Annotated in this window: 25 protein-coding genes and 1 tRNA gene; 22 read left to right on the top strand and 4 right to left on the bottom strand. The window is 66.8% G+C overall.

Features of this window, described 5'->3' with window-relative positions; genetic code table 11:
- Positions 1–8 precede the first annotated feature (8 nt).
- From G3A50_RS20500 to G3A50_RS20485, 4 genes are all read left to right on the top strand, one after another.
- Positions 9–1,085 (top strand): BMP family ABC transporter substrate-binding protein, encoded by a 1,077-nt coding sequence (locus G3A50_RS20500; protein WP_425483486.1) that lies wholly within the window; start codon positions 9–11, stop codon positions 1,083–1,085.
- Positions 1,086–1,270: 185 nt separating this feature from the next.
- Positions 1,271–2,551 carry an allantoate amidohydrolase gene (locus G3A50_RS20495; protein ID WP_163076963.1) on the top strand — a complete coding sequence of 427 codons (1,281 nt, stop codon included), beginning with the start codon at positions 1,271–1,273 and terminating at the stop codon, positions 2,549–2,551.
- On the top strand, positions 2,548–3,771 hold the full coding sequence (locus G3A50_RS20490; protein ID WP_163076962.1) for an ArgE/DapE family deacylase: 1,224 nt from the start codon (positions 2,548–2,550) through the stop codon (positions 3,769–3,771). Before G3A50_RS20495 ends, G3A50_RS20490 begins: the two co-directional genes overlap by 4 nt.
- Before the next feature lie 15 nt (positions 3,772–3,786).
- A complete protein-coding gene (locus tag G3A50_RS20485; RefSeq protein ID WP_210255183.1) occupies positions 3,787–4,626 on the top strand; it encodes a bestrophin-like domain in 840 nt (279 codons plus the stop codon).
- On the opposite strand, the gene rimO is transcribed toward G3A50_RS20485, so the two are convergent.
- The 3 genes from rimO to G3A50_RS20470 all read right to left on the bottom strand — a co-directional run bounded on the left by rimO (position 4,602) and on the right by G3A50_RS20470 (position 7,176).
- Entirely contained in the window at positions 4,602–5,975 is a 1,374-nt protein-coding gene (gene rimO / locus G3A50_RS20480) for a 30S ribosomal protein S12 methylthiotransferase RimO (protein WP_163076961.1), read from the bottom strand. The two genes, G3A50_RS20485 and rimO, sit on opposite strands and share 25 nt — an antisense overlap.
- Before the next feature lie 146 nt (positions 5,976–6,121).
- Positions 6,122–6,451, bottom strand: coding sequence for a heme-degrading protein HmuQ (gene hmuQ / locus G3A50_RS20475; protein WP_163076960.1), 330 nt, complete (start codon positions 6,449–6,451; stop codon positions 6,122–6,124).
- Between the two features lie 155 nt (positions 6,452–6,606).
- Positions 6,607–7,176: a hypothetical protein gene (locus tag G3A50_RS20470; protein ID WP_163076959.1), complete on the bottom strand. Its 570-nt coding sequence runs from the start codon at positions 7,174–7,176 to the stop codon at positions 6,607–6,609.
- 540 nt (positions 7,177–7,716) lie between these two features.
- On the opposite strand from G3A50_RS20470, the gene G3A50_RS20465 reads away from it, so the two are divergent.
- From G3A50_RS20465 to G3A50_RS20415, 11 genes are all read left to right on the top strand, one after another.
- A complete protein-coding gene (locus tag G3A50_RS20465; protein WP_163076958.1) occupies positions 7,717–7,986 on the top strand; it encodes a hypothetical protein in 270 nt (89 codons plus the stop codon).
- A gap of 222 nt (positions 7,987–8,208) precedes the next feature.
- A complete protein-coding gene (locus G3A50_RS22470) occupies positions 8,209–8,988 on the top strand; it encodes an alpha/beta hydrolase family protein (protein WP_210255182.1) in 780 nt (259 codons plus the stop codon).
- 260 nt (positions 8,989–9,248) lie between these two features.
- Positions 9,249–9,338 (top strand) — tRNA-Ser (locus G3A50_RS20455).
- Between the two features lie 157 nt (positions 9,339–9,495).
- Positions 9,496–10,773: a tyrosine-type recombinase/integrase gene (locus tag G3A50_RS20450; RefSeq protein WP_163076957.1), complete on the top strand. Its 1,278-nt coding sequence runs from the start codon at positions 9,496–9,498 to the stop codon at positions 10,771–10,773.
- A complete protein-coding gene (locus G3A50_RS20445; RefSeq protein ID WP_163076956.1) occupies positions 10,770–11,336 on the top strand; it encodes a hypothetical protein in 567 nt (188 codons plus the stop codon). Before G3A50_RS20450 ends, G3A50_RS20445 begins: the two co-directional genes overlap by 4 nt.
- A gap of 117 nt (positions 11,337–11,453) precedes the next feature.
- Positions 11,454–11,660, top strand: coding sequence for a helix-turn-helix domain-containing protein (locus tag G3A50_RS20440; protein ID WP_163076955.1), 207 nt, complete (start codon positions 11,454–11,456; stop codon positions 11,658–11,660).
- 12 nt (positions 11,661–11,672) lie between these two features.
- Entirely contained in the window at positions 11,673–11,936 is a 264-nt protein-coding gene (locus G3A50_RS20435) for a hypothetical protein (protein ID WP_163076954.1), read from the top strand.
- A complete protein-coding gene (locus G3A50_RS20430; RefSeq protein WP_163076953.1) occupies positions 11,933–12,355 on the top strand; it encodes a hypothetical protein in 423 nt (140 codons plus the stop codon). Before G3A50_RS20435 ends, G3A50_RS20430 begins: the two co-directional genes overlap by 4 nt.
- On the top strand, positions 12,352–12,966 hold the full coding sequence (locus G3A50_RS20425) for a hypothetical protein (protein WP_163076952.1): 615 nt from the start codon (positions 12,352–12,354) through the stop codon (positions 12,964–12,966). The genes G3A50_RS20430 and G3A50_RS20425 overlap by 4 nt, the downstream gene beginning before the upstream one ends.
- A complete protein-coding gene (locus G3A50_RS20420; RefSeq protein ID WP_246251934.1) occupies positions 12,967–14,127 on the top strand; it encodes an AAA family ATPase in 1,161 nt (386 codons plus the stop codon). It begins immediately after the preceding gene.
- A 241-nt stretch (positions 14,128–14,368) separates the two neighbouring features.
- A complete protein-coding gene (locus tag G3A50_RS20415; protein ID WP_163076950.1) occupies positions 14,369–14,875 on the top strand; it encodes a hypothetical protein in 507 nt (168 codons plus the stop codon).
- A gap of 14 nt (positions 14,876–14,889) precedes the next feature.
- Here G3A50_RS20415 and G3A50_RS20410 read toward each other — a convergent pair whose 3' ends face one another.
- Positions 14,890–15,489, bottom strand: coding sequence for a recombinase family protein (locus tag G3A50_RS20410; RefSeq protein WP_163076949.1), 600 nt, complete (start codon positions 15,487–15,489; stop codon positions 14,890–14,892).
- Between the two features lie 325 nt (positions 15,490–15,814).
- Here G3A50_RS20410 and G3A50_RS20405 point away from each other — a divergent pair, with 325 nt between their 5' ends.
- The 7 genes from G3A50_RS20405 (at position 15,815) to G3A50_RS20375 (ending at position 24,780) form a co-directional block, all read left to right on the top strand.
- A complete protein-coding gene (locus G3A50_RS20405; protein ID WP_163076948.1) occupies positions 15,815–16,360 on the top strand; it encodes a hypothetical protein in 546 nt (181 codons plus the stop codon).
- Positions 16,296–17,903: a phage tail tip lysozyme gene (locus tag G3A50_RS20400; protein WP_163076947.1), complete on the top strand. Its 1,608-nt coding sequence runs from the start codon at positions 16,296–16,298 to the stop codon at positions 17,901–17,903. Before G3A50_RS20405 ends, G3A50_RS20400 begins: the two co-directional genes overlap by 65 nt.
- A 99-nt stretch (positions 17,904–18,002) precedes the next feature.
- A complete protein-coding gene (locus tag G3A50_RS20395) occupies positions 18,003–19,160 on the top strand; it encodes a hypothetical protein (protein ID WP_163076946.1) in 1,158 nt (385 codons plus the stop codon).
- Entirely contained in the window at positions 19,157–21,580 is a 2,424-nt protein-coding gene (locus G3A50_RS20390) for a hypothetical protein (RefSeq protein ID WP_163076945.1), read from the top strand. Before G3A50_RS20395 ends, G3A50_RS20390 begins: the two co-directional genes overlap by 4 nt.
- A complete protein-coding gene (locus tag G3A50_RS20385) occupies positions 21,580–23,982 on the top strand; it encodes a hypothetical protein (RefSeq protein ID WP_163076944.1) in 2,403 nt (800 codons plus the stop codon). The genes G3A50_RS20390 and G3A50_RS20385 overlap by 1 nt, the downstream gene beginning before the upstream one ends.
- Before the next feature lie 5 nt (positions 23,983–23,987).
- Positions 23,988–24,344 carry a hypothetical protein gene (locus G3A50_RS20380; protein WP_163076943.1) on the top strand — a complete coding sequence of 119 codons (357 nt, stop codon included), beginning with the start codon at positions 23,988–23,990 and terminating at the stop codon, positions 24,342–24,344.
- Positions 24,337–24,780 (top strand): hypothetical protein, encoded by a 444-nt coding sequence (locus G3A50_RS20375; RefSeq protein WP_163076942.1) that lies wholly within the window; start codon positions 24,337–24,339, stop codon positions 24,778–24,780. Before G3A50_RS20380 ends, G3A50_RS20375 begins: the two co-directional genes overlap by 8 nt.
- Positions 24,781–24,819 lie beyond the last annotated feature (39 nt).

Genomic DNA, 24,819 nt, shown 5'->3' with positions numbered 1-24,819 from the left:
TGCGGAAGATGTTGTCAACGGTGCTGGCCCTTGCCGCGGGGGTCACCCTCGCCGGACTGGGTGGCGTGCCGGCCCATGCCGCCGACAAGGTGAAGGCGGCCTGGGTCTATATTGGTCCGGTGGGCGATTTCGGCTGGACCTACCAGCACGACCAGGGCCGCAAGGCGGTGGAGAAGGAATTCGGCGACAAGGTCGAGACCACCTATGTCGAGAGCGTGCCCGAAGGCCCCGACGCCGAGCGCGTGATCGAGCAGCTCGCCCGTGCCGGCAACAACATCATCTTCACCACCTCCTTCGGCTACATGGAACCGACGCTGAAGGTGGCAAAGCGCCATCCCAAGGTCTTCTTCGAGCACGCCACCGGCTTCAAGCAGGCCAAGAACGTGGCGACCTACAACTCGAAGTTCCACGAGGGCCGCTATATCCTGGGCCAGATCGCCGCCAAGATGTCGAAGACCGGCACCATCGGCTACATCGCGTCGTTCCCGATCCCGGAAGTGATCTCCGGCATCAACTCGGTGATGCTCGGCGCGCAGTCCGTGAACCCGGACATGAAGATCAAGATCGTGTGGGTGAACTCCTGGTTCGACCCCGCCAAGGAAGCCGACGCCGCCAAGGCGCTGATCGACCAGGGCGCCGACATCATCACCCAGCACACCGACAGCCCGGCCGCCATGCAGGCCGCCGAACAGCGCGGCATGAAGGCGTTCGGCCAGGCCTCCGACATGATCCAGTTCGGCCCGCACGCGCAGCTCACCTCCATCGTCGACAACTGGGCGCCCTACTACATCGAGCGCGTCAAGGAAGTGATGGACGGCACCTGGAAGTCGACCGACACCTGGTCCGGCATGGGCGACGGCGAGGTCGTGATGGCGCCCTACACCAACATGCCCGACGATGTGAAGGCGATGGCCGAAGCGACCGAAGCCCAGATCAAGTCCGGCGCGCTCAACCCCTTCAAGGGCCCGATCTACAACCAGGCCAGCGAACTTGTGGTCAAGGAAGGCGAGGTGCTCCCGGACAAGGATATCCTCTCGATGAACTGGTACGTGAAGGGCATCGACGACGCGGTGCCGGGCAAGTAGGCGCCCACGTCTCAGGGTAGGGCGGGGCGCCACGTGCGGCGGCCCGCCGACCTCTTCAGGCGCACGGCTCGCGTCCGCGGCGCGACCGGCCGCGTTGCCAAAATGCCGTTCATATGCGATTGCGCAACAGGGCGGAGCTGCGCGGATCGACCGCTGGCCCTGCCCGGAGGCGCGGCATCGACACCATGAGCATTCCGCTGGACATTGCCGCGCTGGGTGAGCGCGCGGCGGCGATGATCGAGGAACTCGGTGCGATCTCACAGTCGCCCGACACGCTTACCCGCTTCTTCCTGACGCCGGAACATCGCCGCGCCGCCGACCTCGTCGGCCGCTGGATGCGCGAGGCCGGGCTCGACGTGACCGAGGACGCGCTCGGGACGGTGCGGGGCCACTGGCACCCCGCCGGCGAGGAAGCGCCGCGCCTGCTCATCGGCTCCCACATCGACACCGTCGCCGAAGCTGGCAAATATGACGGCTGCATGGGCGTGATCCTCGCCATACTGGCGCTGGAGGCGGTGACACGCGTCGGCCTCAGCCGTCCTTATGGCATCGACGTGCTGGCCTTCGGCGATGAGGAAGGCACGCGCTTTCCCACCACGCTGTCGGCATCGGCCGCCGTGGCCGGCATCTTTTCGCCCGCCAACCTGACAATGCGCGACGCCGACGGCATCAGCTACCGCGACGCGCTGATCGCCTATGGCAAGAATCCCGACGACATTCCCGCCGCCGCCTACGACCCCGACAAGGTGATCGCCTATGTCGAGGCCCATATCGAGCAGGGGCCGGTGCTGGAGGCGGAAAACGAGCCGCTGGGCGTGGTGACCGCGATCGCCGGCGCGTCGCGGCTCTCGGTGACCGTGACCGGCGAGGCCGGCCATGCCGGCACCGTGCCGATGCGCATGCGCCACGACGCGCTGCTGGGCGCGGCCGAAATGGCGCTGGCGGTGGAGCGCATCGCCAAGGCGGACCGCCACGGCATGGTCGCGACCGTCGGACGGATGCACATCGATCCCGGCTCGGTCAACGTCATCCCTTCGCGCGTGGTGTTCACCGTGGACCTGCGCTCGGGTTCCGACACCTCGCGACGCGACGCGCTGACCCGTTTCGAGCGCGAGGCGCACCGCATCGCCGCCCAGCGCCAGCTCAGCGTCGTGATCTCCGCCTTCCACGAGGTGGCGACCGTTCCCTGCTACCCGGACCTGCAGCTTCGGCTGCGCCGCTCGATTACCGACGTCGACCGGCGCGCGGTGGCGATGCCCTCGGGGGCGGGTCATGATGGGCAGGCGATGTCCAAGCTGTGTCCGATCGGCATGCTTTTCGTGCGCTGCCGGGGCGGCATCAGCCATAATCCCGCGGAATTCGCCGCACCCCTGGACATGGGGCTTGCGGCGGCGGCGCTCGTGCGGTTCATCGAACGCTTCAACCTTCCGCATCTGGAAAATAATACCACCGGAGCAGAGACGTGACCCTCCCCGACGACGACAGCGCGCAGCTTCTGGCCCGCGAGGTCGAATTCCTCAAGGCACTTGTGCGGGTGCCGAGCGACAACCCGCCCGGCGACTGCGCCCCCCACGCGGAAATCGCCGGTCGCCTGCTGGAGGAACTCGGTTTCAAGGTCGAGCATCACGCGGTGCCCGAGCCCTTCGTGAAGGCCTACGGCATGAAGTCGGTGGTCAATCTCGTCATCCGGGAGCGCTTCGGCAGCGGCGAGGGCCCCACCATCGCGCTCAACGCCCATGGCGACGTGGTGCCGCCCGGCCAGGGCTGGACGTTCGATCCTTATGGGGCCGAGGAAAAGGGCGGGGCGATCTACGGGCGCGGCGCAGCCGTCTCCAAGTCGGACTTCGCCACCTACGCCTTTGCCCTGCTTGCGCTGAAGGCGCGCCCTGAGGGGCTCAATGGCACGGTGGAGCTGCATTTCACCTATGACGAGGAGGCCGGCGGCTTCCTGGGCCCGAAATGGCTGATCGAGCACGAGTTCACCAAGCCGGACTACGCGATTTCCGCCGGCTTCTCCTATGCCGTCGTCATCGCGCATAATGGCTGCCTACACCTGGAGGTGCTGGTGCGCGGCAAGCAGGCCCACGCCGCCATGCCCGAAACCGGCGCCGACGCGCTGGAAGCGGCCTCGCACATTCTCGACGCGATCTATGCCGAGCGTCGCCGGCTCTACGGCATCACCAGCGCAACGCCGGGCATCGGCTCGCCGAAGATCACGGTGGGGCTGATCTCGGGCGGCATCAACACCAACGTCGTGCCCGACCGCATCGCCATGCGCATCGACCGCCGGCTGACGCCGGAGGAAGACGGCGTCACCGTCGAGCAGGAGCTGACGAAGCTGATCGAGGCCTCGGTCGAGGGCCGGCCCGGCATCGAGATCGAATGCCGCCGGATCATCCTCGCCGAGCCGCTGCGCACGCTTCCCGGCACCGAGAAGCTGGTGGAGATCGTGCAGAAGCATGCCGCGGACGTGCTGGGCGAAGTGCCGCCCGCGACCGCGGTGCCGCTCTACACCGATGCTCGGCACTACACGGCGGCCGGTGTGCCGACCATTCTGTACGGCGCGGGGCCGCGCTCGATCCTTGAAGCCAATGCCCATGCCGCCGACGAGCATGTGCGCATCTCGGACCTGCAGGCCGCCACCAAGGTGATCGAAGCCACGCTGCGCGACCTTCTCACGCCCTGAGGAAGCACGGGAGCCATGACCTGGACGCAGCTGGTTGTCGACGAGTTCTGGCTGTTCGTCAGCCTCGTCTTCCTTGGCCCGCTGCTGACGGGCGGCATCGCCTATTACGTGGCGATGCGCCCGTCCATGATTGCCTGGCTGGATCCGAAGTTATTCTCGCCCACCTATCTCGGTGCGCTGACACTGCCGTTCTCGCTGTTTCTCGCCTTCATGATCGGCGACATCTGGAACCGGGAAACCCATTACGCCCAGACCGTTCTGGAAGAGGCCCAGAGCATCGACGCCATGCTCGATCTGACGGGCGTGTGCGGGCAGCCCTGCCAGGGCGTCGACGATGCGCTGCGCACCTATGCCCGGAACCTGTCGGCCAATGAATGGAACCAGGGCTGGGTCGAACCGGCGCCCGTCGTGGTCGCCGCGATGGACAGCGTGGTCGTCGCCATCGCACAGGCCGAGGCGCAGGGCGCCGCCGCCCCGCACATCCGATCGGCCCTGATGGCCGGAAAGGCGGAGCTGCGGCGGCTGCGCACCGACCGCTACTTCATTCTCCACGCCGATCTTGCCCCGCACCGCGGCTTCGTGGTCGTGCTGCTCGGTATCCTGTCGCAGATCGGGCTGGCGGCTCTCCATATCGGCAGACGGCAACAGCTCATCGTGAGCCTTCTGACCTTCTCCCTGGCGTTCTCGGTGACGCTGGCCTACACGGCCACGCTCGCCTGGCCGACGGTGGATGAGAGCATTATCCCCGCCGAGGAGCTGCAGCGTATTCTGAGCCTACCGGAAGCACCATTGCGCGACACGGAGCCAGTGCGCGACTTGGGGCCAGCGGTTCAGAAGCCCACCGCCATGCCGTGAAGATCGTACGCGTCGGCACGCTCGATCTTGACGGTGGCGATCTCGCCAACCCGCAGCGGCCGGCGCGAGGCGACATGGACCACGCCGTCGATTTCCGGAGCATCGGCCTTGGTGCGCCCCACGGCGACGGTCGGGCCGACGGAATCGATGATCACCTGCTGGCGGGTGCCGACCTTGCGCTTGAGCCGGCGGGCGCTGACGCGCTGCTGCACGGCCATGAAGCGTTCCCAGCGCTCCTGCTTCACCTCTTCCGCAATCGCGGCGCCCAGCTCATTGGCGGGGGCGCCGGCGACCGGCTCATATTTGAAGCAGCCCACGCGATCGAGTTCAGCCTCGTCGAGGAAGTCGATCAGTTCCTGGAATTCCGCCTCGGTCTCGCCGGGGAAGCCGACGATGAAGGTGGAACGCAGGGTGAGATCCGGGCAGGCGGCCCGCCACGCCTGGATGCGGGCGAGGGTCTTCTCCTGCGCCGCCGGGCGCTTCATGCGCTTCAGGACGCTGGGTGAGGCGTGCTGGAACGGAATGTCGAGATAGGGCAGCACCACCCCGTCCGACATCAGCCCGATGACCTCGTCGACATGGGGATAGGGGTAGACATAGTGCAGGCGAACCCAGGCGCCGAGGGTGCCCAGTTCGCGGGCGAGGTCGAGAAAGCGCGTGCGCACCTCCCGCTCATGGCCCTGGCCGTCCTTCCACAGGCTCGGCGCGTATTTCGTGTCGACGCCATAGGCCGAGGTGTCCTGGGAGATGACGAGCAGCTCCTTGACCCCGGCCGCGACCAGCTTCTCTGCCTCGCGCAGCACATCCGCCGCCGGGCGACTGACCAGGTCGCCGCGCAGCTTGGGGATGATGCAGAAGGTGCACCGATTGTTGCAACCCTCTGAAATCTTGAGGTAAGCGTAGTGTCGCGGCGTGAGCTTGATGCCCTGCGGGGGCACCAGATCCACAAACGGATCGTGCTGCGGCGGGACCGCCTGATGAACGGCGGCAAGAACGCTTTCATATTGCTGCGGGCCGGTGACGGCGAGCACGCCGGGATGCACGGCGCGGATCTGCTCCGGCTCCGCGCCCATGCAGCCGGTGACGATCACCTTGCCGTTTTCCTTGAGCGCATCGCCGATGGCGGCGAGGCTTTCGGCCTTGGCGCTGTCGAGAAAGCCGCAAGTGTTGACGATGACGAGGTCGGCGCCCTCATGGCGGCGCGAGAGCTCATAGCCCTCCGAGCGCAGGCTGGTGACGATGCGTTCGCTGTCGACCAGAGCCTTCGGGCACCCGAGCGAGACAAAGGAAATGCGCGGCGCGCCGTTGCGTGCGTCGTTGAAGGCGTCGGAGGACGCGAAAGTCGCCATGTGCGGTCGGAGCCCGGCTTTTTCAGGATCGCGAGGCGTTACTGGAGCGCGCCGGTTCCGTCAACTACGGCCACCGCAATCCTGCCGCGCGCGCCTGACCCGCGCGGTGCGGCGGGGCAGGCCGGCCAGACCCTGACGACGGCGTGTCAGGCCGCCTTGTCGTCCATCGACAGCTCGATCACGCTCTCGAACAGTTCGACCTCGGGATGGCCGAGATAAAGCGGCTTGTTGGTGCCGGCATTGCGGTGAGCGGCGCGGAATGCCTCGGAGCGGGTCCACGCCTCGAAATCGGCCTTGGAATTCCAGATGGTGTGCGAGGCATAGAGCGTGTGGTCCTCGCGGTCCGGCCCGCGAAGAAGGCTGAAGGTGACGAAGCCCGGCACGCTGGTGAGCTGGCTGTCGCGCTCGCGCCAGACGGTTTCGAAATCCGCCTCCGAGCCCTTTTTGACCTTGAAACGGTTCATGGCGAGAAACATCGCGTCATCTCCTCAGCTTGGCCCGGCGCGGCAGATTTAACCGAAGCGCTCGCTGCGGTCGATGGCCCGCGCGGGCAAAAAAAAGGGGCGGCTGATGCCGCCCCGCCGATATCCGGGAGAGACCGTCGAATGTCGGCTTAACCGTGAGTGCCGGCCTACTTCAGCTTGTCGACATCGATGCCGATGGTGATGGCACCGACCGCCTTGTCCTTGTCGGAAATGGTGACGCTGACCTGGGCGATCTGCTTGCCGCCGTCTTCCTCGACCTTGTCGACGAAGATGGTGCCCGGGCCGACGCCGTAGGTCTTCTGCCACTTGGCCTCGTCGGCCTGCCACATGTCGGAGGTTCCGTCGGTCTGCGCGACGTTGAGGCCGCGATTATCCATGACGAAAGCCTCGGTGATGACGCCGCCCGACGCGTCCTTCTTCTCCACGAGGAACGCTGCCGCGTCGTTCTTCATGGTGCTGTCGCGCAACGCCTGATCCTTCGCCTTCCACTTGGCGTCGAGGTCGTTGATGTCGGTCTGCATGAGGCGGGCATGCTTCTTGTTCGACTCGATGATGGCCGCGATGATCACCGGATTGTTGAGCCAGGGCTCGACGTTCTTCTGCACATAGGCGGTCACCGGCTTGACGTGGGGTGCCTCGTCCTGCGCGAAACTCGGTGCGACACTCACCAGCGTCATCGCCGCGGCGACCGCGGCGATCTGGGTACGGATGTTCATGGCGTTTCCTCCTCAGGACGGTCTTTTCGCCGTCCGAGCGCAACGTAACATGAAGTATCAACTAATAGGCAATAGGTATTATGCGCTGCAAAGCAGCATGGAAGGTGGATAACGCTTCGCATATGCGAAATATTTTTAAATGATCATGTATTGATTATGTTTACAGTCATTTATGCGCTCCGCATCCCTAATGTATTCCAGAACATGAACCGGGACAGCGGGGCGGGTGGTGTCGTCATCGCCAAAATAACTGACGCATGGCATGTACAGTGGTGGCATGCCACCGAGAATAGTGGAATTGCCGCGCGGGGCTTTGGCCAAGTCGTTGGAATGCCAAATTCCATATCCGATGTGCCATATTCTTCATGGCAATCTTCCAGTGCATTTCACTGAAAGGTGTGTCCAAAGCGTCATCGGCGTGGTGTAAGGTGATTCATGTCAAAGCAGAATTCGCATTGACAGTGTCATTTCGGCGCCAGAAGCGGCGAACCGCAGAAACGGAACATCGGCAGGGCCAGTGCCAACAGGAGATTCCGCGCCATGACCACGACACTCACCGAGACGTTCACATCCCCTCTCGTGCTGCGCATCGGCAGCGAGGATATTGAGATCACATCGCTCGACGGTGCTGTCGACCTGATCCGGTCGCTGCGCCACGACCATCTCGGTCGTTATGCCGAGATGCTGCTCACGCAGATGGAATCTGCGCGCACGACCCCGCAGAAGGCCGAGGCCTGGGTTGCGTTCAAGACCTGGTCGGCGGCGTGCGGCCTGCAGCCTCATAATCCGGGCTGGCGCCACGCGGCCTGAGCCGTTTTCTGAACGCACAGCCGGGCAGGGGGTAACCCCACACCCGGCGCGCGGCAGGATGAAGTTTGACAACGACTTTCGACTGCGCCTTGAGAATGCCTTGGCGACGGACTTAGCTCCGCGCCAGTTGCCCCGTGGGGCAGGGTTCGAGGCGTTGGCGACACGGTGACACGACAGAGACGTACTTCTTTTCCGCTGACCAGACCTTTCGGGGCTCGGCCCGTGCTGGCAGCGCTGATTCTGACCGGGCTTTCAGTCACGCTTCCGACCGGCGGCGCGACGGCTCAAGCCAGAATCACCCAGAACGGCAGTTCACCGGCCCCGGCGATCGTTCCACCAGCGCCGCCTCCGCCGCTGGTGCTGCTGCTGGACGGGCTCGGCGTCTATGTCGAAAGCGACTACATCGGGCTTTCGGCCCTGGCGCGGCCGCTGCGCCAGCAGGGTTTCCGCACCCGCACCGATTCTCACCTGATGACGAAGACGCAGGGGCTGGTGCCGGACGTCATCATCGGTCATTCGATGGGGGGCGATATGGCGCTGCGCTACGCGCGCAAGCTTGTCGCCGCCGGGCAGCCCGCGCCGTTCATCATCACCATCGACGCGGCCCCGGCGCCGCCGGCCTGCCCGGTGCCGAACTGCATCAACATCCACGGCCCGGGCTTTGCCAATGTGCGCGGCGCGCTCAACATCGATGCCTGGGCGTCGGGTGCCAAGTTCGTCACCCATGCCCAGCTGCCGACCAATCCCGTGGTCGAATCGATCATCCTCGATCAGACATCGGCCTATCTGAAAAAACGAGCCGAGCGCCTCGCGCCGCCGCCGTCAGCGGAAGAGCCGGCTGCCGCGGCGTCGGCACCCGCGCCAGCGCGCCCGGCACCGCCGCCCGCATCGCCTCCCGCGGCCGCGACGGCCCCGAGCGGCTGGCAGAAGCCGGCTTGGAAGCTGCCCAGCTGGACATCCCCGAACTGGAACATCCCCGGCCGTGAGCCGGATGACGGCTAGCGCCCGCCCGTCAGCCATTCACGCCTTCGAACCGCACGTCTAAACGACCCCGACGGAACCCGCGCGACAGAACCGACTTGCCAAACGCGCCGAGTTTGGAAACAAGGGCGCACCTGCCGAACGTCCGGCAGGGAAGGGGGGCCGCATGTGCTTGCCGCCCGTGCGGGAATGGAGAAACGTAAGAGCCGAAGATCGGCAGCCGGAATTTGGCCCGGGATCACCCAAAGGCCGCCGGCAAGCTGCGATCCCGGCTTCGGCAAGGAAGAGTGTCCGAGTGGTTTAAGGAACTGGTCTTGAAAACCAGCGACGGTGCAAGCCGTCCGTGGGTTCGAATCCCACCTCTTCCGCCAATTCTCACCGCACTGAAGCGCACCGGCCTGCATCAAAGCGAAGATAATCGTTGGGATTGCTGGGGCCTTCTCTGCACTGAGGTGCAGCCAAGCGCGCCATTCTGCATTACAATGAAGCGAGGTTCGGTAGGGCCCGCATTAGGGCCGGGGATTCGCCATGGCACGGGCCCTAGATCGGCTGTCCGCTCGCTTCGTCGCGACATGCACCAAACCTGGCCGGCACGCGGACGGCGGCGGGCTCTATCTCGCCATCGCCCCGAATGGATCGCGCAAGCGGTGGACATTTTTCTACAAGCGCGCCGGGAAACAGAGGGAGATGGGCTTGGGCCCGGCCTCGTCCGTTTCGCTCGCGGAAGCGCGGCGGAAGGCTGATGCGGCTCGCCGCCTGCTTGCCGATGGGATTGACCCGCTGGAGGCAAAGCGTGCGGCGGAAAAGCCGTCGTCGGTGCCGACCTTCGGCGACGCCGCCGACGCGCATATCGCCGCGATGGCGCCGAGCTGGCGCAACAGCAAACACGAAGCACAGTGGCGCATGACGCTCTCCCGCGTGCGCGACGGCGATGGGAGGCTGACTGCGGACGGGTATTCCACCTCGCTGCGCGATAAGCCCGTCGATCATATAGACACCGCCGCCGTGTTGGCGGTGTTATCCGCTATCTGGAACGACAAACCAGAGACGGCGGCCCGCCTGCGCGGGCGCATCGAGGCTGTGCTAGACGCGGCGACAGCGGCAGGGCACCGCGCCGGGCCGAATCCCGCAAGGTGGAAAGGCCACCTTTCCGTCATACTGCCCAAGCCGAAGAAGTTGGCGCGTGGGCATCATCCGGCGATGCCATGGGCGCAGTTGCCGGCATTCGTCGGCAAGCTCCGGCTGGTGCGCGGCATGGGCGCGCTGGCGCTCGAATTCCTCGTATTGACCGCCGCGCGCTCCGGCGAGGTGCGGGAGGCGCGTTGGCGGGAGATTGACCTCGCGCGGGAGCTATGGACGGTCCCGGCCGAACGAATGAAGGCGGGCCGCGAGCATCGCGTGCCGCTCACCAGCCGGGCGGTAGAGATCCTGCATATAGTCGCGCAACTGCGACCGGCGGGGGACAACGGCGACGCGCTGGTTTTCCCGTCGTCCAAGCACTCCCGCCCGCTGAGCGACATGACGTTGACCGCGGTGCTGCGCCGGCATGCAGGCGGAGAATTCACGGCACACGGCTTCCGCTCCAGCTTCCGCGATTGGGTTGGCGATGCCACCGCCTTTCCTCGCGAGGTCGCCGAGGCTGCGCTCGCGCATCTCTCCGGGGACGCCGTAGAGCGCGCGTACCGCCGCGGCGATGCGCTGGAGAAGCGGCGCGAGATGATGGCGGCGTGGGCGAAGTTCGTCACCGCGCCCCCGGCGCGGTCTGGCAATGAAACTCCCAAACAGACGGAGGCCGCAGGCACATGAGCGCCTACTTCACGGCCAGCGAGGCGATCCGGGTTGCGAATGAACGCGGCATGTCAGAGGAGCAGGCACGGCAGGACATCATTCGGGCCCTGAAGTTCAGCTCCCGGCCTTCAGGCGGCAGGCGCCCGGATTTCATCATCCGCTTCGCGGTTCCCGTTCGATCCGACCGTTGGGGCAGTTGGGCGGCTGGTCCGGTCATCGACTGGGAGCGCTCCACCCTTCTGGCATATCCGCATCTCAATCACGGGTGGGAGAGCTTCAGCACCCATGCGCGCGCGAAGCCGCTGGAATTCGTCATCCTCCAAGCCTCGATAGATTGGCTGTGGCCGGCGTCGTCGGCCGTCGCGCCGGTTGCCGTCTCGGCCCTCCGCACCCGAGGCAAGAGCTATGCGAATGACCACGCCCTTGCCATCGAAGGGCTGGAGATGGTGCGCAACGGCACCGTTTCGAACAAACATCAGGCAGCCCGACAACAAGCTCAAAAAGCGGGGGGCGCTTCCGAGGATGCAGCCGTCCGGCGGCTGCTTCGTGAAATGAGGAAAATCGAGGAGGGCCGCGACTGAAGGGGCGGATGTCGCAATATGTCGTAAAATGTCGCAATAAGTACAATGACTTAAGTGGATTGCGCCGGCAGTTTTCAAATCATTCGAGCGCCCCCGCTCATGATTGGAGACACCGACATGGAGCCGAACGCGATCTCCGAGAAACGCAGCTTTCGCCCCGCGGAAGTCGCGCAACGAAACGGCATTAGCGAGAGAACAGTTTATAGCCTGATCGCCGCCGGCGCGCTGCAGGCGGTGAAGTTGGGCCGCGCCACACTCATCACCGTCGAGGCGGAAACCGCGTGGCTCGAAAGCCTGCCGGCCCGCAACGGCAAGGTCGCGTGAGGGGTGGCGCAGATGACCGCCCCCGCGCTCCCCGCCGACGTGGCGACGATCCGCAAGAACGCTCGCGAATGCCTCGCCGTGCGCCTGTGCGAGTACGAAGGACGCCCATACTTAGATCTTCGCCTGATCGACGCGGCATCCGGTCCCCGCCCGCAATTCACGAAGCGAGGCGTTACGCTCCGTCCCTCCCTCATCGGCGACCTGATTGCCGCACTTCAAGCGGCGCAGGAGCGAGCGCGCGAGCTTGGCCTGCTCGACGGGGAGGGCGCCCGATGACAGCGCCGCTCACCGAACCGTTGTGGGTCGACAGCATGGGCAAAGGTCGCCCCCTCCGGTTCTTCGCTCCTCCCAACGATGTCGCGGGCGCTTTCCCCTACGTCGCTGCCGCCGACGTGATCGGGATCATTAGCCCTCGCCCGGCGACCTTCGCCGGTTACGTTCGTGCCATCGCTGGGGAGCCGGAGGTGCATACGGTTTCGGTCGACACTGACACCGGGCCGGTTCTCTTGATCCCACATCCCCACGCGAGGGCACTGCTGACCGTGAGCGTCGAGGACGGCGCGCCGCTCGAACACGAGCTGGCGGGCTATCTGCGCGCCGTCGAGAACGCTCTGGTTGCGTACCTTTCACCGATGACCGAACGCGCCCGTGACGCATGGCTTGCGGCGGTGCTGACCGCGGAGATGGCGCGATGATGCCCGACCTCACGAATTTGACAGTCGAGATGACGAAGGCGCTGGCCGCGCTGGATCGGCGACCACCGGATCCTGAGCTTTCCTGGCTCCCGCTGCCCCTGCCCAGCCGCGAGGAGCTCGAAATGCTGCGCTCGAACGGCGCGACGGAATGGGCGCTGCGCGAGGTGAAGGCTTGGCCGGTGGTGTTCTCGCCGACGGGATTTTTCCGCCTGGCCCGTCACGACGGCGAGGGTGAACCGGCCTTTGTGACGCTCGTTCGCGACGTTTGGGAAGTCGGCATCGACCTTGTGGCGTGGTCCACCCGAGAGCCGTGCCGCATTGCGCGACGAGACGGTGCGGCCGCCACGCTGGGTGAGGGGATGATCGCGAACCGGGCCACCTTCGCCTCCGGCCGGCCCGTGCGCGTGTTCCGCGACGCCCTCAGCTGGTTGCGACACGATCGCAACGGGCTGGTTATCGTCGATCCGGTCGGCGCCGCGCTCAGGCTTGCCGACGCTCCGCGCATCCTGGCTGAGAATCCGGCGCATGCCCGTGAACTTGCCGCACGGCTTTCTCCCCATGTCGCCGTCGAGCGCATCCTCGCGCCCCGGGCCGCTGAGAGGGCTGCCTGAATGGACGTGCGGGGCGACTACATCACAGCGGCCCAAATACTCGAGGACGACCACTTGCGGGCTCGCCCGCCGGCAGGACCTCGCTCCTCGCTCCGCTTGATCGATCCGCGTAGCTGGGCCGACAAGCCGGTCCCGGAGCGCAAATGGATCGTCCCGGAGCTGGTGCCTCTGCGCAACGTCACGCTGCTCTCCGGCGACGGCGCCCTCGGCAAGACCCTGCTCATGCTGCAGCTCATGGCCGCTGTGTCGCGCGGCGAGCGTTGGGTCGGGGCCGACGTTGAGCCCTGTCGAGCCTTCGGGTTTCTGTGTGAGGACGACGCCGACGAACTGCAGCGCCGCTGGACCGACATCGCCGCCGAGATGCAATGCGGACTCGATGAGATCGGTGGCGTGACGCTGGTGAGCCGCGCGGAGGAAGAAGACAATGCTCTGATGTCCTTCAACCGGGTCACGGACAAAGGCGAAGCGACGCCGCTTTTCCGGGCGACAGAGGAGGCGGTGCTCGACAGCGGTGCCCGGCTGGCGGTGTTCGACAGCGTACACAACATATTCACCGGCAACGAGAACTCGCGCCCGCAAGTCCAGCAATTCGTCAGCATGTTCCGCGGCCTCGCGGTACGCATGAACGGCGCCGTCATCCTTGCCGGGCATCCGTCGCAGGCGGGCCTAGCGTCGGGCAGCGGCACCTCGGGTTCGACGGCATGGAACAATGCGGTGCGCAGCCGGCTCTACCTCAGTCGGCCCGAGGCCGCCGGCGAGGATGGCGGGGAGGCGGATCGCGACCTCCGCGCGCTTTCCTCCAAGAAGTCGAATTATGGCCCTGGCGGCAACGAGATGATCCTGCGCTGGCGCAATGGTGTGTTCGTCCGCGAACTACCCGAATCGCCCCTGTCCAAGAATGCCCGCGCAACCGCTGCCGACGCCGCGTTCCTGGCGTGCATCGATATGGCGCTGGCACAGGGCCGTCCGGCCAGCGACGCTCCGCAGTCGCCGCGGTTCGCGCCCCGGTTCTTCCGCTCTCTGCCGCCTGCGAGGGGGGTCCGTGAGAAGGAGCTAAGAGCCGCCATGGAGCGCCTGTTCGCCTCCGGCGCCGTGGTCGTTGGCAAGGTCAAGGGCCCCGATAGGCACGACGTGAAGGCCATCATCCGGGGGGCAAAATGAGTGCGGGAAGTTGCGGGAAGTTCTCCGCTAAGTCCTTGAAATCGTTGCGGGCGGGATGTCGCGGAAACTGCGGGAACTCGACCGCTAAGTTATTGTTATTGCTGCGGGAAGTCTGCGGGCGGGAAGTCGCTATATATACTATGTATATATATCCCCCCCCTCTTTTGGGGCGGGGAGGAATATGCGTAGACGGCGATAACCCTCCTGCTGGCGACCTCAGCGTTACGCGCAGGAGGTCGTCATGAGCGAACATCAGAGCGACATCACCGTGCCGAAAGGACGTCGTCCACCGGCGAAGAAGCCCCGCATCTCAGCCCGTATGCGTCGCGCCGTTGATGCGCTCATCTCCGGCGAAGCTCCGACGCAGAAAGCGGCGGCAGAATTGGCCGGGCTGTCCCGCGAGCATTTCAATCGCGAGATGCAAAAGCCTCACTTGCGGGCCTTAGTCATCCAGCGGACCGGCGAAATGTTTTCTACACTGCTGCCTAAGGCGTTCCAGGCGCTGGTCCAAGTGCTCGGCGGCGACAACCGGGCGGCGCAGCTCCAGGGCGCTCTCACCGTGCTTCGGCAGTTCGGCATCGTGTCGCAGGACACCGCCGCTGTCAGCGTGTCGCTGAATGCGCCTGGCTACGTGATCGACCTGTCCGGATGCGGTGGCGATGGCAGCCGGGCGCGCGTCATCGACGGCGAGCTGGTGCAGCCAGCCGACGATCAGCGGCAAGACGGCGGCGACGGGGGCGACGAGTGATGGCGGGCGCAGCGTCAGGCCGCGGCGGCCATCTCCGCCCGGATGCGCTGGACGGTGCCGGTTCCGACGCCGAGCCGGCGTGCGATCTTGTGCATGCCCTCACCGCCGACGGCGAGCGCATCGCGGATCGCGCGTTCGGTCTTCGCGTCGGTCTTCGGCCTGCCGAGCGACTTTCCCTGGGCGACGGCGCGCGCCAGCCCGGCCTTGGTGCGATCCCGGATCATCGACCGTTCGAACTCCGCGAACACGCCGAGCAACTGGAACAGCGCCTTACCCGCCGGCGTGGTGGTGTCGATCCCCTGCTGTTGCAGGAAAAGGTCGACCTTGAGCGCGTGCAGGTCGGCGAGGAACCCGACAAGATCCTGAAGCGAACGACCCAGGCGGTCGACCGACCAGGACATAACCACATCGAAGCGCCGGCGGGCCGCGTCCTTGCACAGCTTGTCGAAAGCCGGCCGCTTGTCGCGACCTTTGGCGCCGCTGATGCCGTGGTCGGCGTAGACCTCCACGATGTCCCAGCCGGCGCGCGCTGCCACATCGCGCAGCTCGCGCTCTTGGTTCGCGACGGTCTGTTCGTCGGTGGACACGCGGACGTAGATCGCAGCGCGGCGCATGGTGAAGTCCTCCCGTTGACGTCGTCACCATAGCGTCGGACCGTACAGAATAAGACTGTTTTCTGTACGGTGATATGTCGAACCGCAAGCCGTTGGAAACACACGAACCCCATGTGACGTTTTCGGCGGCGTTTTCTGTACAGCACGACCAGTGCGTTGCCGCCTCTCGCGAAGGTGGCACATCCTCCCGCTATCAGCTTCACGTCGCCTGCCAGGCGGCACGCGATCTCGGCACCCGATCTCCTTCGGCGTTCCGGCGATCGTCTCATTCGATCCCCGTTATCGCGTCGGGCCTGGCAGGCCGGACCGTCGAAGGAGCCCTTCAATGATCGACAACCCGGCCCGCAAGTCCGATCGCGCCATGCCGCCCCAGGCTGCCAATCGCTCGGCCGCGCACCCCCCGGGGCACCCCTTGTTTCGAGCGAGACCCCAGCCGAGCCCGGGGGGGGTAAAAATGGGCATCGACGCCCTGGGTGGGCCTTCGCCCCTCGACAATTCTGAAAATATCCCGAGCCCCTGCGCCGCATCGCTCGATCCTCGCGTCCAGGCGGTGCGCGAGAAGTTCCGCGATGATCTTGCGACGCTCGATGCCCGACGCGCAGCGCGGGACGCCAAACTGGCGCCACCACCGGTGGACGAGCGGGCCGTCGCTATCATGCGCGAGAACGCGAGGCTCCTCGACTTCCTTCTTGAGGTCGCCATTTCCCCGGCCCATCCGTCGGACCAACTGGCGCTCGCTCTCTGGCAGGTGCTCGATCTTGTGACGAACGACTTGCCAGTGGAGGCTTTCGTCCGCATGACGCTTCGTGACCACATCGCTCGACAGGAAGCCGCTTTGCTTGCGGACGTTGAGCCTGAGGGGCGCGGCTGAGATGGCGGGCACCGGGCTTCCGATCCCCCAGACCGGCGTTCTGGCGCAGTCGCCGGGCGTGATCGATGGCGACCGCTTCTCGGCGGCCGGGTCGTGGCTGCAGATGGCGCGGGCCGGTGAGCGGCTGGCCGCCATTGGGGCGGACATGCACGAGCGCGAGGCGCAGCTTCGCAAGGCCGGCGCGCTGGCGGATCAGGAGAACGCCATCCGCGCCAAAGCGACGGAACTCGGCGCAAAATTCCGGGACGACCCCGTTGGCTTTCAGGCCGCGTGGAAGGGATATTCCGACGGCGTGCTCGGCAGCGCACCGCGCGATCTGGTGTATACGGCAAAGAGGGCGCTGGGCTCGTTCGGCGACGCGGAGTTCGGCCGCGCGCTCAACCACCGCTTCAGCCTCGATCGGGCCTCGACGGCCGAGACAATCGACGTCACCATTGCCAGTTCGACCGCGGACCTGTCGGCGCTGGGCATGCGCGGTGAACTCGGGAGCGAGGCGGGCAAGCAGGGGTTTGCGAAGCTGCGTGCCGTGCTCGACAGCGCAGTGTCAGGCGGGCTTATGACCCGCGAGAAGGCCGATTACCGATACAATGCCGCGCTGGGTGATGCGCAGGCCGAGGCGACGCTTTTCGTTGCGCAGAAGGCCTATGCGGCTCACCGTGCAGAGGGGGGCGACGCGCTCGGGGCGGCGCTCGAGGTGGTCGATCGCGACATCATCAATAATCCCGACATCCCCCTCTCGGCAGCAGAGCGGCGAGCCTATGCCAGCAAGATCAAATCGGAACTCTCGGCCGAGGAGGCCGCCCGCCGGCAGGACCTTGCCCTTGCCCGGCAAGCCGCGCGCGAGGCGCAGAACGCGATGGTCGGCGGCGTCAGGGTAGCACCCGACACCATCGACAGCCTGACGGACCAGCTCCGGGCAGCAGGCGACCAGGCCGGCGCAGCGCGGCTGAACGCGGCGGCGCTGCGTGCGGACCGGCTACGCGATTTCGGCCGGTTGCCAATCGGTGAGCAGGCGGCCGCTCTTCAGGAAACGCTGGGAAGTGCCGCAGTACAGACCGCGACAGTTTTCCTGCGCGAATCCGATCTTGGCCTCACCCCCGAGCAGGTCGCCGGCATCATCGGCAATCTCGTTCACGAATCCCGGCTGAACACGCGGGCCCGCAATCGGAATGACGGGCGGGATGGCTCCGATAGCATCGGGATCGCCCAATGGAACGGCGATCGCGCGCGGGCGCTCGTGGCCTATGCGAACCGGACTGGCGGCAACGCCAGTGACCTGCGGACGCAGCTCGGTTTCGTGGTCGAGGAGTTGAAGACGAACGAAGCCGGCGCGCTCGCGGCACTGAGGAGCTCGAAGACGGTCGAAGAGGCGACCGCTGCCTTCGCCGGCTACGAGCGGCCACAGGGATGGTCCGCCGCCAATCCGCGCGGCGCGCACGGCTGGGAAAACCGCCTTAAGCAGGCGCAAGCCGTTGCCGGCGCGCCCGATCTGCCGCTCGCGCGCGGGATGCAGGACGAGCTGGGCAAATCCGTCGATCGTTAATGGACAAGAATTCGTAGCGACCTCGACGCCGGCATTCGTCCGGACCCCTCGGCGCTGTCCGATCTTATCGGCGCGGCGCGGTTGGCCGGTGATGAGAACGTGCTCGAAGACCTCGGTGATCGGCTGGCTCGACACGACCTAAGCCGCGAGCTCGGCCAGTCCAGCCTGACCGAGCAGGATGCAGCGGTCTCGACCCTGCAGCAGGCCGGTAGCGCGGGCTTGCTCTCGCCTGGCCAGTCGGCATGGATCAAGGACGCGACGGAGGTCCGCGACTCGACGATCTCCGGGCTCGAGCGTGATCCCGTCGCGCTTGTGGCCCAGCGGTTTCCCGAACGGTTCAAGGCGCCCGCGCCACTGGATATAACGGACCGCGCGAAGTTCCAGGACGCCCTGCGCCAACGCGCCGCGATGGTGCAGTTCGGGGCTCAGTTGTACGGCACGCGGCCACTGTCCGTCCTTGGGCCGGGTGACCTCGCCGCGGTGCAGTCCGTGCTCGATGGGCCTGATCCGACTGCAAAGGTCCGGCTTGCCGCCGACTTGACGCAGGCGCTGCCCGAAGGCGTGCGCATGTCGACATGGGCGGCGCTGGGGCAGAAGGGGCCGGCCGCCGCGCTGACCAGCTTTGCCGGCGGGCTGATGCCTGCCGACCCGGACGTTGCCGCCGAGCCACGCTATGCGCCAAAAGCGGGCACCGAGGGCGAGGCATTCCGCGAGGGTCTCGACAAAGCGCTGCCGGCCACGGCCTTCGGCTCGAACAGCCGCACCGGCGAGACGGGACCTTACGCCGTGCTGCGCGAGGCAGTTCGCGCCCGCTACGCCGACCTGTCCGCGACGGTGGGCGACACGACAGGCCGGCTCGACGAGAACCGGCTGCAGCGCGCCGTCGAAGACATCAGCGGCGGCGTTCTTTCACACAGCGGTAGCCCACTGATCGCGCCCGAGCGGGGCATGTCGCAACGCGACTTCGACGGCATCCTGTCTGGCATCACCGAGGCCGATCTCGCCGGCGTCTCCACGCTGTCGGGTTCGGCGGTGACGCCGGAGTACCTCCGAAACTCGGCTTCGCTGGAGACGATCGGCCAGGGGCGCTATTTCGTCCGGCTCAATCGGGATCCGGCCCGGCCGTCCTACGCGGTCCGTGACGGTCAGCCCTTCATGCTCGACCTGCGCGACCGCCAGCCTGCGCCTGTCGTCGCGCCTCGCGGCGTCTATGGGGGCCAGCGCTTTGGCGACTTCTGGACGGGGGGCGCCCGATGACGCTCGACGTCTTCGCCGGCAGCACCGCCGCCGATATCGCCTTCGCCCGCCAGCATCTCGCTCAGGACCTTCCGGCGACGTTCTCGGAAAGCTTCGAGGCTGCATGGCGCGCCGGGATCGAGTTCGGCAACTCGGATGCTCAGAGCCGGGCACGGATGGAGGGGGTGCAAGAGTTCGTGGACCGTATCCGCCAGCGCAGCGGGGTGACGCTGGTGAATCCGGCCCTCAACGGCGGTGCTGCGGCGCTGGAGCAGATGAACGCCCAGATTGCCCAACTCGCCCCGAAGTTTCCGGACCTGGGGCTGAAGCCCCTCACCGACGCTGATCTCGACGAAATGGGGCTTGCCCGCAGCCGCGCGGCGCGGGAAGCGCAGCAGCGCATGGCCGGCCGCGAGCAGACCTGGGGCTCGACTGCTGGCAATGTACTGGGCAGCGTAGCCGCTGGCGCGCTGGATCCTGTCAACCTCATCACGGTGCCGCTTGCCGCGCCGATGTCGCTAGGAATCCTCGGCACCGCGCTCGCAACCGCAGGGATCACCGGCGGCACGCAGCTTGGCATTGAGGCGATCACTTCGGCGTACAAGGAGCGGGTTGCCCCAGGCTACGGTGCGTCCGGCGAGCCACTGAAGAATATAGGGCACGCCGCCCTTGCCGGCGGCGTGCTCGGCGGAGGTGCAAAGGCGCTCGGGGCAGTTTGGACGCGCGTGCAGACGGGCGCCTGGCCGCGCTCGATCCGCGACGCCGGCAACGTGGTCGCGTCCGAAGGCCAGGTCGGAGACACCAATGTGTTGCCCGGCATCGAGGGCGAAGTCGCGCACCGCACGGCGCTGCAGACGGCCATCGACGCGCTGGTTACGGGCCGTCCGGTGGACGTCAGCGAGACGGTCACGCCGAACCTGCTGCGCGGCTATGAAGCGCGCCTTGCACCCGTCATGGAAGCCCGCGCGGCCGCCCGTGGGGCGCAGGAATCGGTTGCGGCAATCGAGCGCGAGGGCGCCCGCCTGCCGGGCACTGTCGAGCGCCTGAGCGAGGTTCAGCTTGCCGATATCCGAGCGACCGCCCAGGCGGCGCGGGACGAACTCGGCGCGACCCGTCAGTCCCTCGACACCGACGCCACCAGCCTGACGGCGCGCCGCGCGGCTCTCACTGGCCGCGACACCGAAGTGCAGGCGCTGCGCGAAGAGGTGGACGGCCTGCGCGCTGATCTGGAGCGGTCCCGCGCCCGCCTCGCTGAGGCGCGGCCGCCGACCGATCCGGAGACGCAGGCTCGTCTCGATGCCATTGAGGGCGACCTTACCGCCGCCAGCTTGCCCGCCGAGCGGCGCGTGGCGCTGGAGAGCGAGCGCCTTACCATCCTCGACACGATCGCCGCCACCGCGCCCGTCGATGCCCGTCTTGCCGGCTCACTGCGGCAGGAGATCAAAGCACTGGAACGGGCGCTGCGCTCGCGCGAGAACGCGCTCGACACCGCCGGCCGCCGCCTGTCCCGAGAGCGCGCGAAACTGGACCGCGCCGACGCAGAACTGCCGGCCCGTCGCACCGCCGCAGAGACCCGCGCCGCGAGCCGGGAAGCCAGCGCCGGGACCGAGCTGCGCCGCGCCGTGTCCCGCTTGGCGCAGGAAGGCTATGGCATCCGTCTCGCTCGCGATGATGCCCAGGCGATCGCGGATCGGATTATGACCGCGGCGCCGGACGAGGTGGACGCTCGCCTGCGCGAGCTGACGGAATTGCTGGTGGATCGCCGGCTGGAGGCGCAGCGCGCGCAGCCTATCGCCGAACCGTCGCCCGGCCGAGCGAACCCGGTTGGCGAGCAGCGTGCCCGCGTTGCGTATCATGTCGAGGAAACCCGGAAGCGTGTGCAGAGCCTTGCCCGCGAGGTCGGGTACGAGATGCCGAAGGACGATGCCGCCGCCATCGCCGCGGCCATCGTGCGCGCCTCGACCGATGACGAAGCCGGCGCGATCCTCGATGAATTGCTGCTGCGCCCGCGCACGATGGCCGCAACGCTGCCGGGAACGGAAGCCGCGCGGCTGGAAGGCAGCCTGCGCGCCGGAGGTAGGACTGAGAGCCCCGGCGGTCTCCAAGCGGGCTCACACAGCTCCCCCGCCTCGCAGGCCGGCAGCACTGTAGCCGGCGAGCCGCGCCACGAACAGATTGCGGCTCTTTCTGATGAGTTGACGCCTGCGAAGATCGCCGCCGCTCGCGCCGCGTCCACAACCGATGACGTGGTGGCGAATGACTTCGACAAGCTTCGAATGATGGGTGACCGGCAGGTGCCTGTCGGCGAGCGGCTGAATGAGCGGGGCGAGCTCGAGCCGGTCATGCGTTCGGTCGACGATCTCCTCGACGAAGCCGAGGCCCGCCTCGCCGCCGCGCGCGAGATCTCGGCGTGCGCCATGCCCAAGCCGGAGATGCCCTGATGAGCATTGCGGATTGCGTCGCCAAGCTGGTCGCGACCGGCATCGTCTCCAAGGATATCGGCGAGGAGGCGATGGGGCTCTATGAGCGCTCGCGCGGAGAGTTCGGCCGAACGATGGGCCCGGCGCAGGCCGATGCCGCGGCTGCTCTTGCCACCGCCAAGGCCGTTGAGGCCGGCGCCCGGAAGCTGCGGAACGACACCGCTAAGCAGGCCATAGCCTGGGCGAATGCCGAGCGGCGCGTGCTGGAGCACCCGAAGGGCCGGGCCGCTGGCCTGATGGCTATGCTGACCCGCGACCTTTGGGAGACCGGCGGCGAGAATGTCGCCACCAAGGCCGAAGTGGTCAGCGCCCAATTGTTCCGACGCTTCGACGACGCGCTGCGCAAGCTGGCTCCCGGCATCCTCGGACAGTCCGGGCAGCAGATCGCCAGCGTCCGGAACATGGTGCGCGAGGTGTTCGGCGTCGACACCGCCGATCAGGTCGCCAAGGCGGCCGCCCGCGGCTGGACGGTGGCGACGAAGGAGGCCGTCGACCGTGTGACCGCCGCGGGGCGGAACATGCCCGTGAATGAGAACTGGAGGCTTCCTCAACTATGGGACAGCCTGCGTGTCCGCCGGTTCAGCCAGGAGGAGTTCGCCCGGGCGTTCAAGGCCGAGGTTGAGCGCGGCGGCCTCACCCTTTGGGATCGCGACACCGGCAGACCGGCAGCGGCGGGCCGCACCGACTTCGTACTGGAGCGAGCCTATCGGGACATCACCATCGGCGACAGCAGCTCGAAAGCTTTCGCGCCGGAGCAGCGCACTTTTCAGTTCACCGATGGCGAGGCCGGTGCCGAGGCGTGGCTGCGGCTTAGCGATCAGTTCGGCAGCGGCGAGAACATCCTCGGAATGCTGACCAGCCACCTTCAGCGGATGTCGACCGAGATCGCCCTTGCTGAGGTCGTCGGGCCGAACCATGGGGCGATCATGCGCGCCGCCCTGCCTCTGCTTCGCGAAGAGGAGGCAGGCCTCTCGCGACTTCAGCGGATGAATCCGGTTCGGATGCTCGAAAGCCGTGCCGTCGCCGAGCGGACCTATGACGTGCTCACCGGACGCGCGAACGCGGTCGACGGGCCGCTGATGCAGGGACTTTTTGGCGGGCTGCGCAGCATCAACGTGGCGGCGAAGCTCGGCGGGGCGGTCATTTCCGCCGTGCCGGGCGACAGCGTCACTGCGGCGCTCGCCGCCTCTCACGTCGGCATGGCGCCGGGCCGGATCCTCAGCGGCGCGCTGCGCGAGATTGCCGGTGGCGCGGATAGCGAGGTGCTCGCGGCGCGGCTCAATCTGACGGCGCACGCGGCGATTGACTTCGCCCACGGCTTCACCCGCTTCACCGATGAGGTTGCCGGGCCGCAGGTGCTGCGCGCCATGGCGAATGTCGTGATCCGGGCGCAAGGCCTCGCCTATTGGACCGACCTGATGAAGCGCACTTTCAGCATGGAGTTCCTCGGCCATCTTGCCGACCACGCCGGCCATTCGCTGGACGAGCTCGCAGAGGTCAACCGACCGCTCGCCAACTTCCTCGATCGGCACCAGATCAGCGCCGCTGAATGGGACGCGATGCGCGCAGGCAAGGGGCTAGTGGTCGAGGGCGCCACCTTCCTCGACATCGAGGCCATCGCCGACCGGGCGCTCGCGGAGAAGCTTCTCGGCGCGATCATCGAAGAACGGGCCTTTGCCGTGCTGGAGCCGGACGCCCGCATCAGGGCGGTGATGACCGGCGGCACGACGGCGGGGACATTCTGGGGCGAAATGGTCCGCAGCGCGACCATGTTCAAAAGCTTCTCGGTGACGATGATCGCGACCCACCTCATGCGCATCGCAACGCAGGGGCCGATCGAAACGCGCTTTTGGAACGGCGCCGCATTCGTCCTGTTCAACCTCTTCGCCGGCGCTGCGGCCATCCAGGCCAAGAGCCTGCTGGCCGGCAGGGAGCCGGAGAGCATGGGCTCCGCAGCCTTCTGGGCGCGCTCGGGCCTCCAGTCGGGCTCTCTGGGTGTGTATGGCGATCTCATCAACGCCAGCAGTTCTCGCACCGGCCGCAGCTTCGTCTCGGATTTGGCAGGCCCGGTGATCGGCGTCGCCGAGGATGTGGCCCGGCTGTCTTCGGTGCAGCTGCGGCGCCTGATGGAGGGCGCCGATACGACCTTCGGCGCCGAGGTCGTGCGCACGCTGCGGCGCTACGATCCGGGCACCTGGTACACGCGGCTTGCCGTGGACCGGGTGCTGTTCGATCAGTTGCAAACCCTTGTCGATCCGGACTACCGAGTCAGCTTCCGCCGGCAGGAGCGGGCCGCGCGGCGCGATTACGAGCAGTCATTCTGGTGGGCGCCGGGGGATGTCATCCCGCGAGGCGCGCGATGACGCGCATGAATTGGGATCGCCTCCGCCGTCCGGGCCGGACCTATGTCGAGGATAGCCCATATCGTCCGTGGAGCGAGATGGAGCTGCTCCGCAGCCGTGTGCAGCGCAAACCCCAAACGTCGACACCGGTGGCCGCCACCGGCCCGATGACGCTGGCCCGGCTGGTACCTCACGGCATCAATGCGCTTTCGGTGTGGTGCCCGGCCTGCAGGATCGCGCAGCACCGCGACCTCGGAACCGTTGCGCCGGAGGCGATGCAGCTCCCCCTCGACCGGCTCAGCGAGGTGGTGCGTTGTGATCGATGTGGTGATCCCACAAAGGTGTCCCCGTTCCGTTCAGAGGACATTCTGCCCAGTGCTTGATCGCACCCCGCCCGAGATGCAGGACGAGGCCAGCGGCGGCACGATCGCCGATCCAAGGCGCGCGAGTGTTTCGGACACCTATCGCGCGCTTGTGGCGCAGATCCACGCGCGCATTCGTCGCCTGGGGCTGCCCATGTGGCAGTGCGACGATCTATCCGGTCTGCAGGATGGGTACACGGCGAAACTGCTGCATCCGGATACGCCAAGCGGCCGGCAATCGCGCTGGGAGACGCTGGATCTCCTCATGGCGGCGATCTTTCCCGATGGCTACACCATCATCATCAAGCCCAACGACGGTAGTCGCGCGCAGAAGCTCAAGCCACCCAGTAACCCGACGGTCGGCGCGCGGGATCGTGCGATCCTGCAGAAATACGGCCGCCTCGGCGGACTGAAAGCCGCCGCGAACAGGCGCGCGCGACAAGCGACGGGTGACTGAAGCCGCGAAGTTCGCGCTGAGACGGTGGTGTATAATTCC

It is taken from the genome of Ancylobacter pratisalsi (assembly GCF_010669125.1).
GTDB lineage: Bacteria > Pseudomonadota > Alphaproteobacteria > Rhizobiales > Xanthobacteraceae > Ancylobacter > Ancylobacter pratisalsi.
This window is presented reverse-complemented; position numbering and strand designations above follow the sequence as displayed.

Excerpts from the sequence above, each read along its gene's own strand:
- G3A50_RS20500 (WP_425483486.1), top strand. The coding sequence starts at position 9 with ATGTTGTCAACGGTGCTGGCCCTTGCCGCGGGGGTCACCCTCGCCGGA.
- G3A50_RS20495 (WP_163076963.1), top strand. The coding sequence starts at position 1,271 with ATGAGCATTCCGCTGGACATTGCCGCGCTGGGTGAGCGCGCGGCGGCG.
- G3A50_RS20485 (WP_210255183.1), top strand. The coding sequence starts at position 3,787 with ATGACCTGGACGCAGCTGGTTGTCGACGAGTTCTGGCTGTTCGTCAGC.
- rimO (WP_163076961.1), bottom strand. The coding sequence starts at position 5,975 with ATGGCGACTTTCGCGTCCTCCGACGCCTTCAACGACGCACGCAACGGC.
- hmuQ (WP_163076960.1), bottom strand. The coding sequence starts at position 6,451 with ATGTTTCTCGCCATGAACCGTTTCAAGGTCAAAAAGGGCTCGGAGGCG.
- G3A50_RS20470 (WP_163076959.1), bottom strand. The coding sequence starts at position 7,176 with ATGAACATCCGTACCCAGATCGCCGCGGTCGCCGCGGCGATGACGCTG.
- G3A50_RS20465 (WP_163076958.1), top strand. The coding sequence starts at position 7,717 with ATGACCACGACACTCACCGAGACGTTCACATCCCCTCTCGTGCTGCGC.
- G3A50_RS20450 (WP_163076957.1), top strand. The coding sequence starts at position 9,496 with ATGGCACGGGCCCTAGATCGGCTGTCCGCTCGCTTCGTCGCGACATGC.
- G3A50_RS20445 (WP_163076956.1), top strand. The coding sequence starts at position 10,770 with ATGAGCGCCTACTTCACGGCCAGCGAGGCGATCCGGGTTGCGAATGAA.
- G3A50_RS20440 (WP_163076955.1), top strand. The coding sequence starts at position 11,454 with ATGGAGCCGAACGCGATCTCCGAGAAACGCAGCTTTCGCCCCGCGGAA.
- G3A50_RS20435 (WP_163076954.1), top strand. The coding sequence starts at position 11,673 with ATGACCGCCCCCGCGCTCCCCGCCGACGTGGCGACGATCCGCAAGAAC.
- G3A50_RS20430 (WP_163076953.1), top strand. The coding sequence starts at position 11,933 with ATGACAGCGCCGCTCACCGAACCGTTGTGGGTCGACAGCATGGGCAAA.
- G3A50_RS20425 (WP_163076952.1), top strand. The coding sequence starts at position 12,352 with ATGATGCCCGACCTCACGAATTTGACAGTCGAGATGACGAAGGCGCTG.
- G3A50_RS20420 (WP_246251934.1), top strand. The coding sequence starts at position 12,967 with ATGGACGTGCGGGGCGACTACATCACAGCGGCCCAAATACTCGAGGAC.
- G3A50_RS20415 (WP_163076950.1), top strand. The coding sequence starts at position 14,369 with ATGAGCGAACATCAGAGCGACATCACCGTGCCGAAAGGACGTCGTCCA.
- G3A50_RS20410 (WP_163076949.1), bottom strand. The coding sequence starts at position 15,489 with ATGCGCCGCGCTGCGATCTACGTCCGCGTGTCCACCGACGAACAGACC.
- G3A50_RS20405 (WP_163076948.1), top strand. The coding sequence starts at position 15,815 with ATGATCGACAACCCGGCCCGCAAGTCCGATCGCGCCATGCCGCCCCAG.
- G3A50_RS20390 (WP_163076945.1), top strand. The coding sequence starts at position 19,157 with ATGACGCTCGACGTCTTCGCCGGCAGCACCGCCGCCGATATCGCCTTC.
- G3A50_RS20385 (WP_163076944.1), top strand. The coding sequence starts at position 21,580 with ATGAGCATTGCGGATTGCGTCGCCAAGCTGGTCGCGACCGGCATCGTC.
- G3A50_RS20380 (WP_163076943.1), top strand. The coding sequence starts at position 23,988 with ATGAATTGGGATCGCCTCCGCCGTCCGGGCCGGACCTATGTCGAGGAT.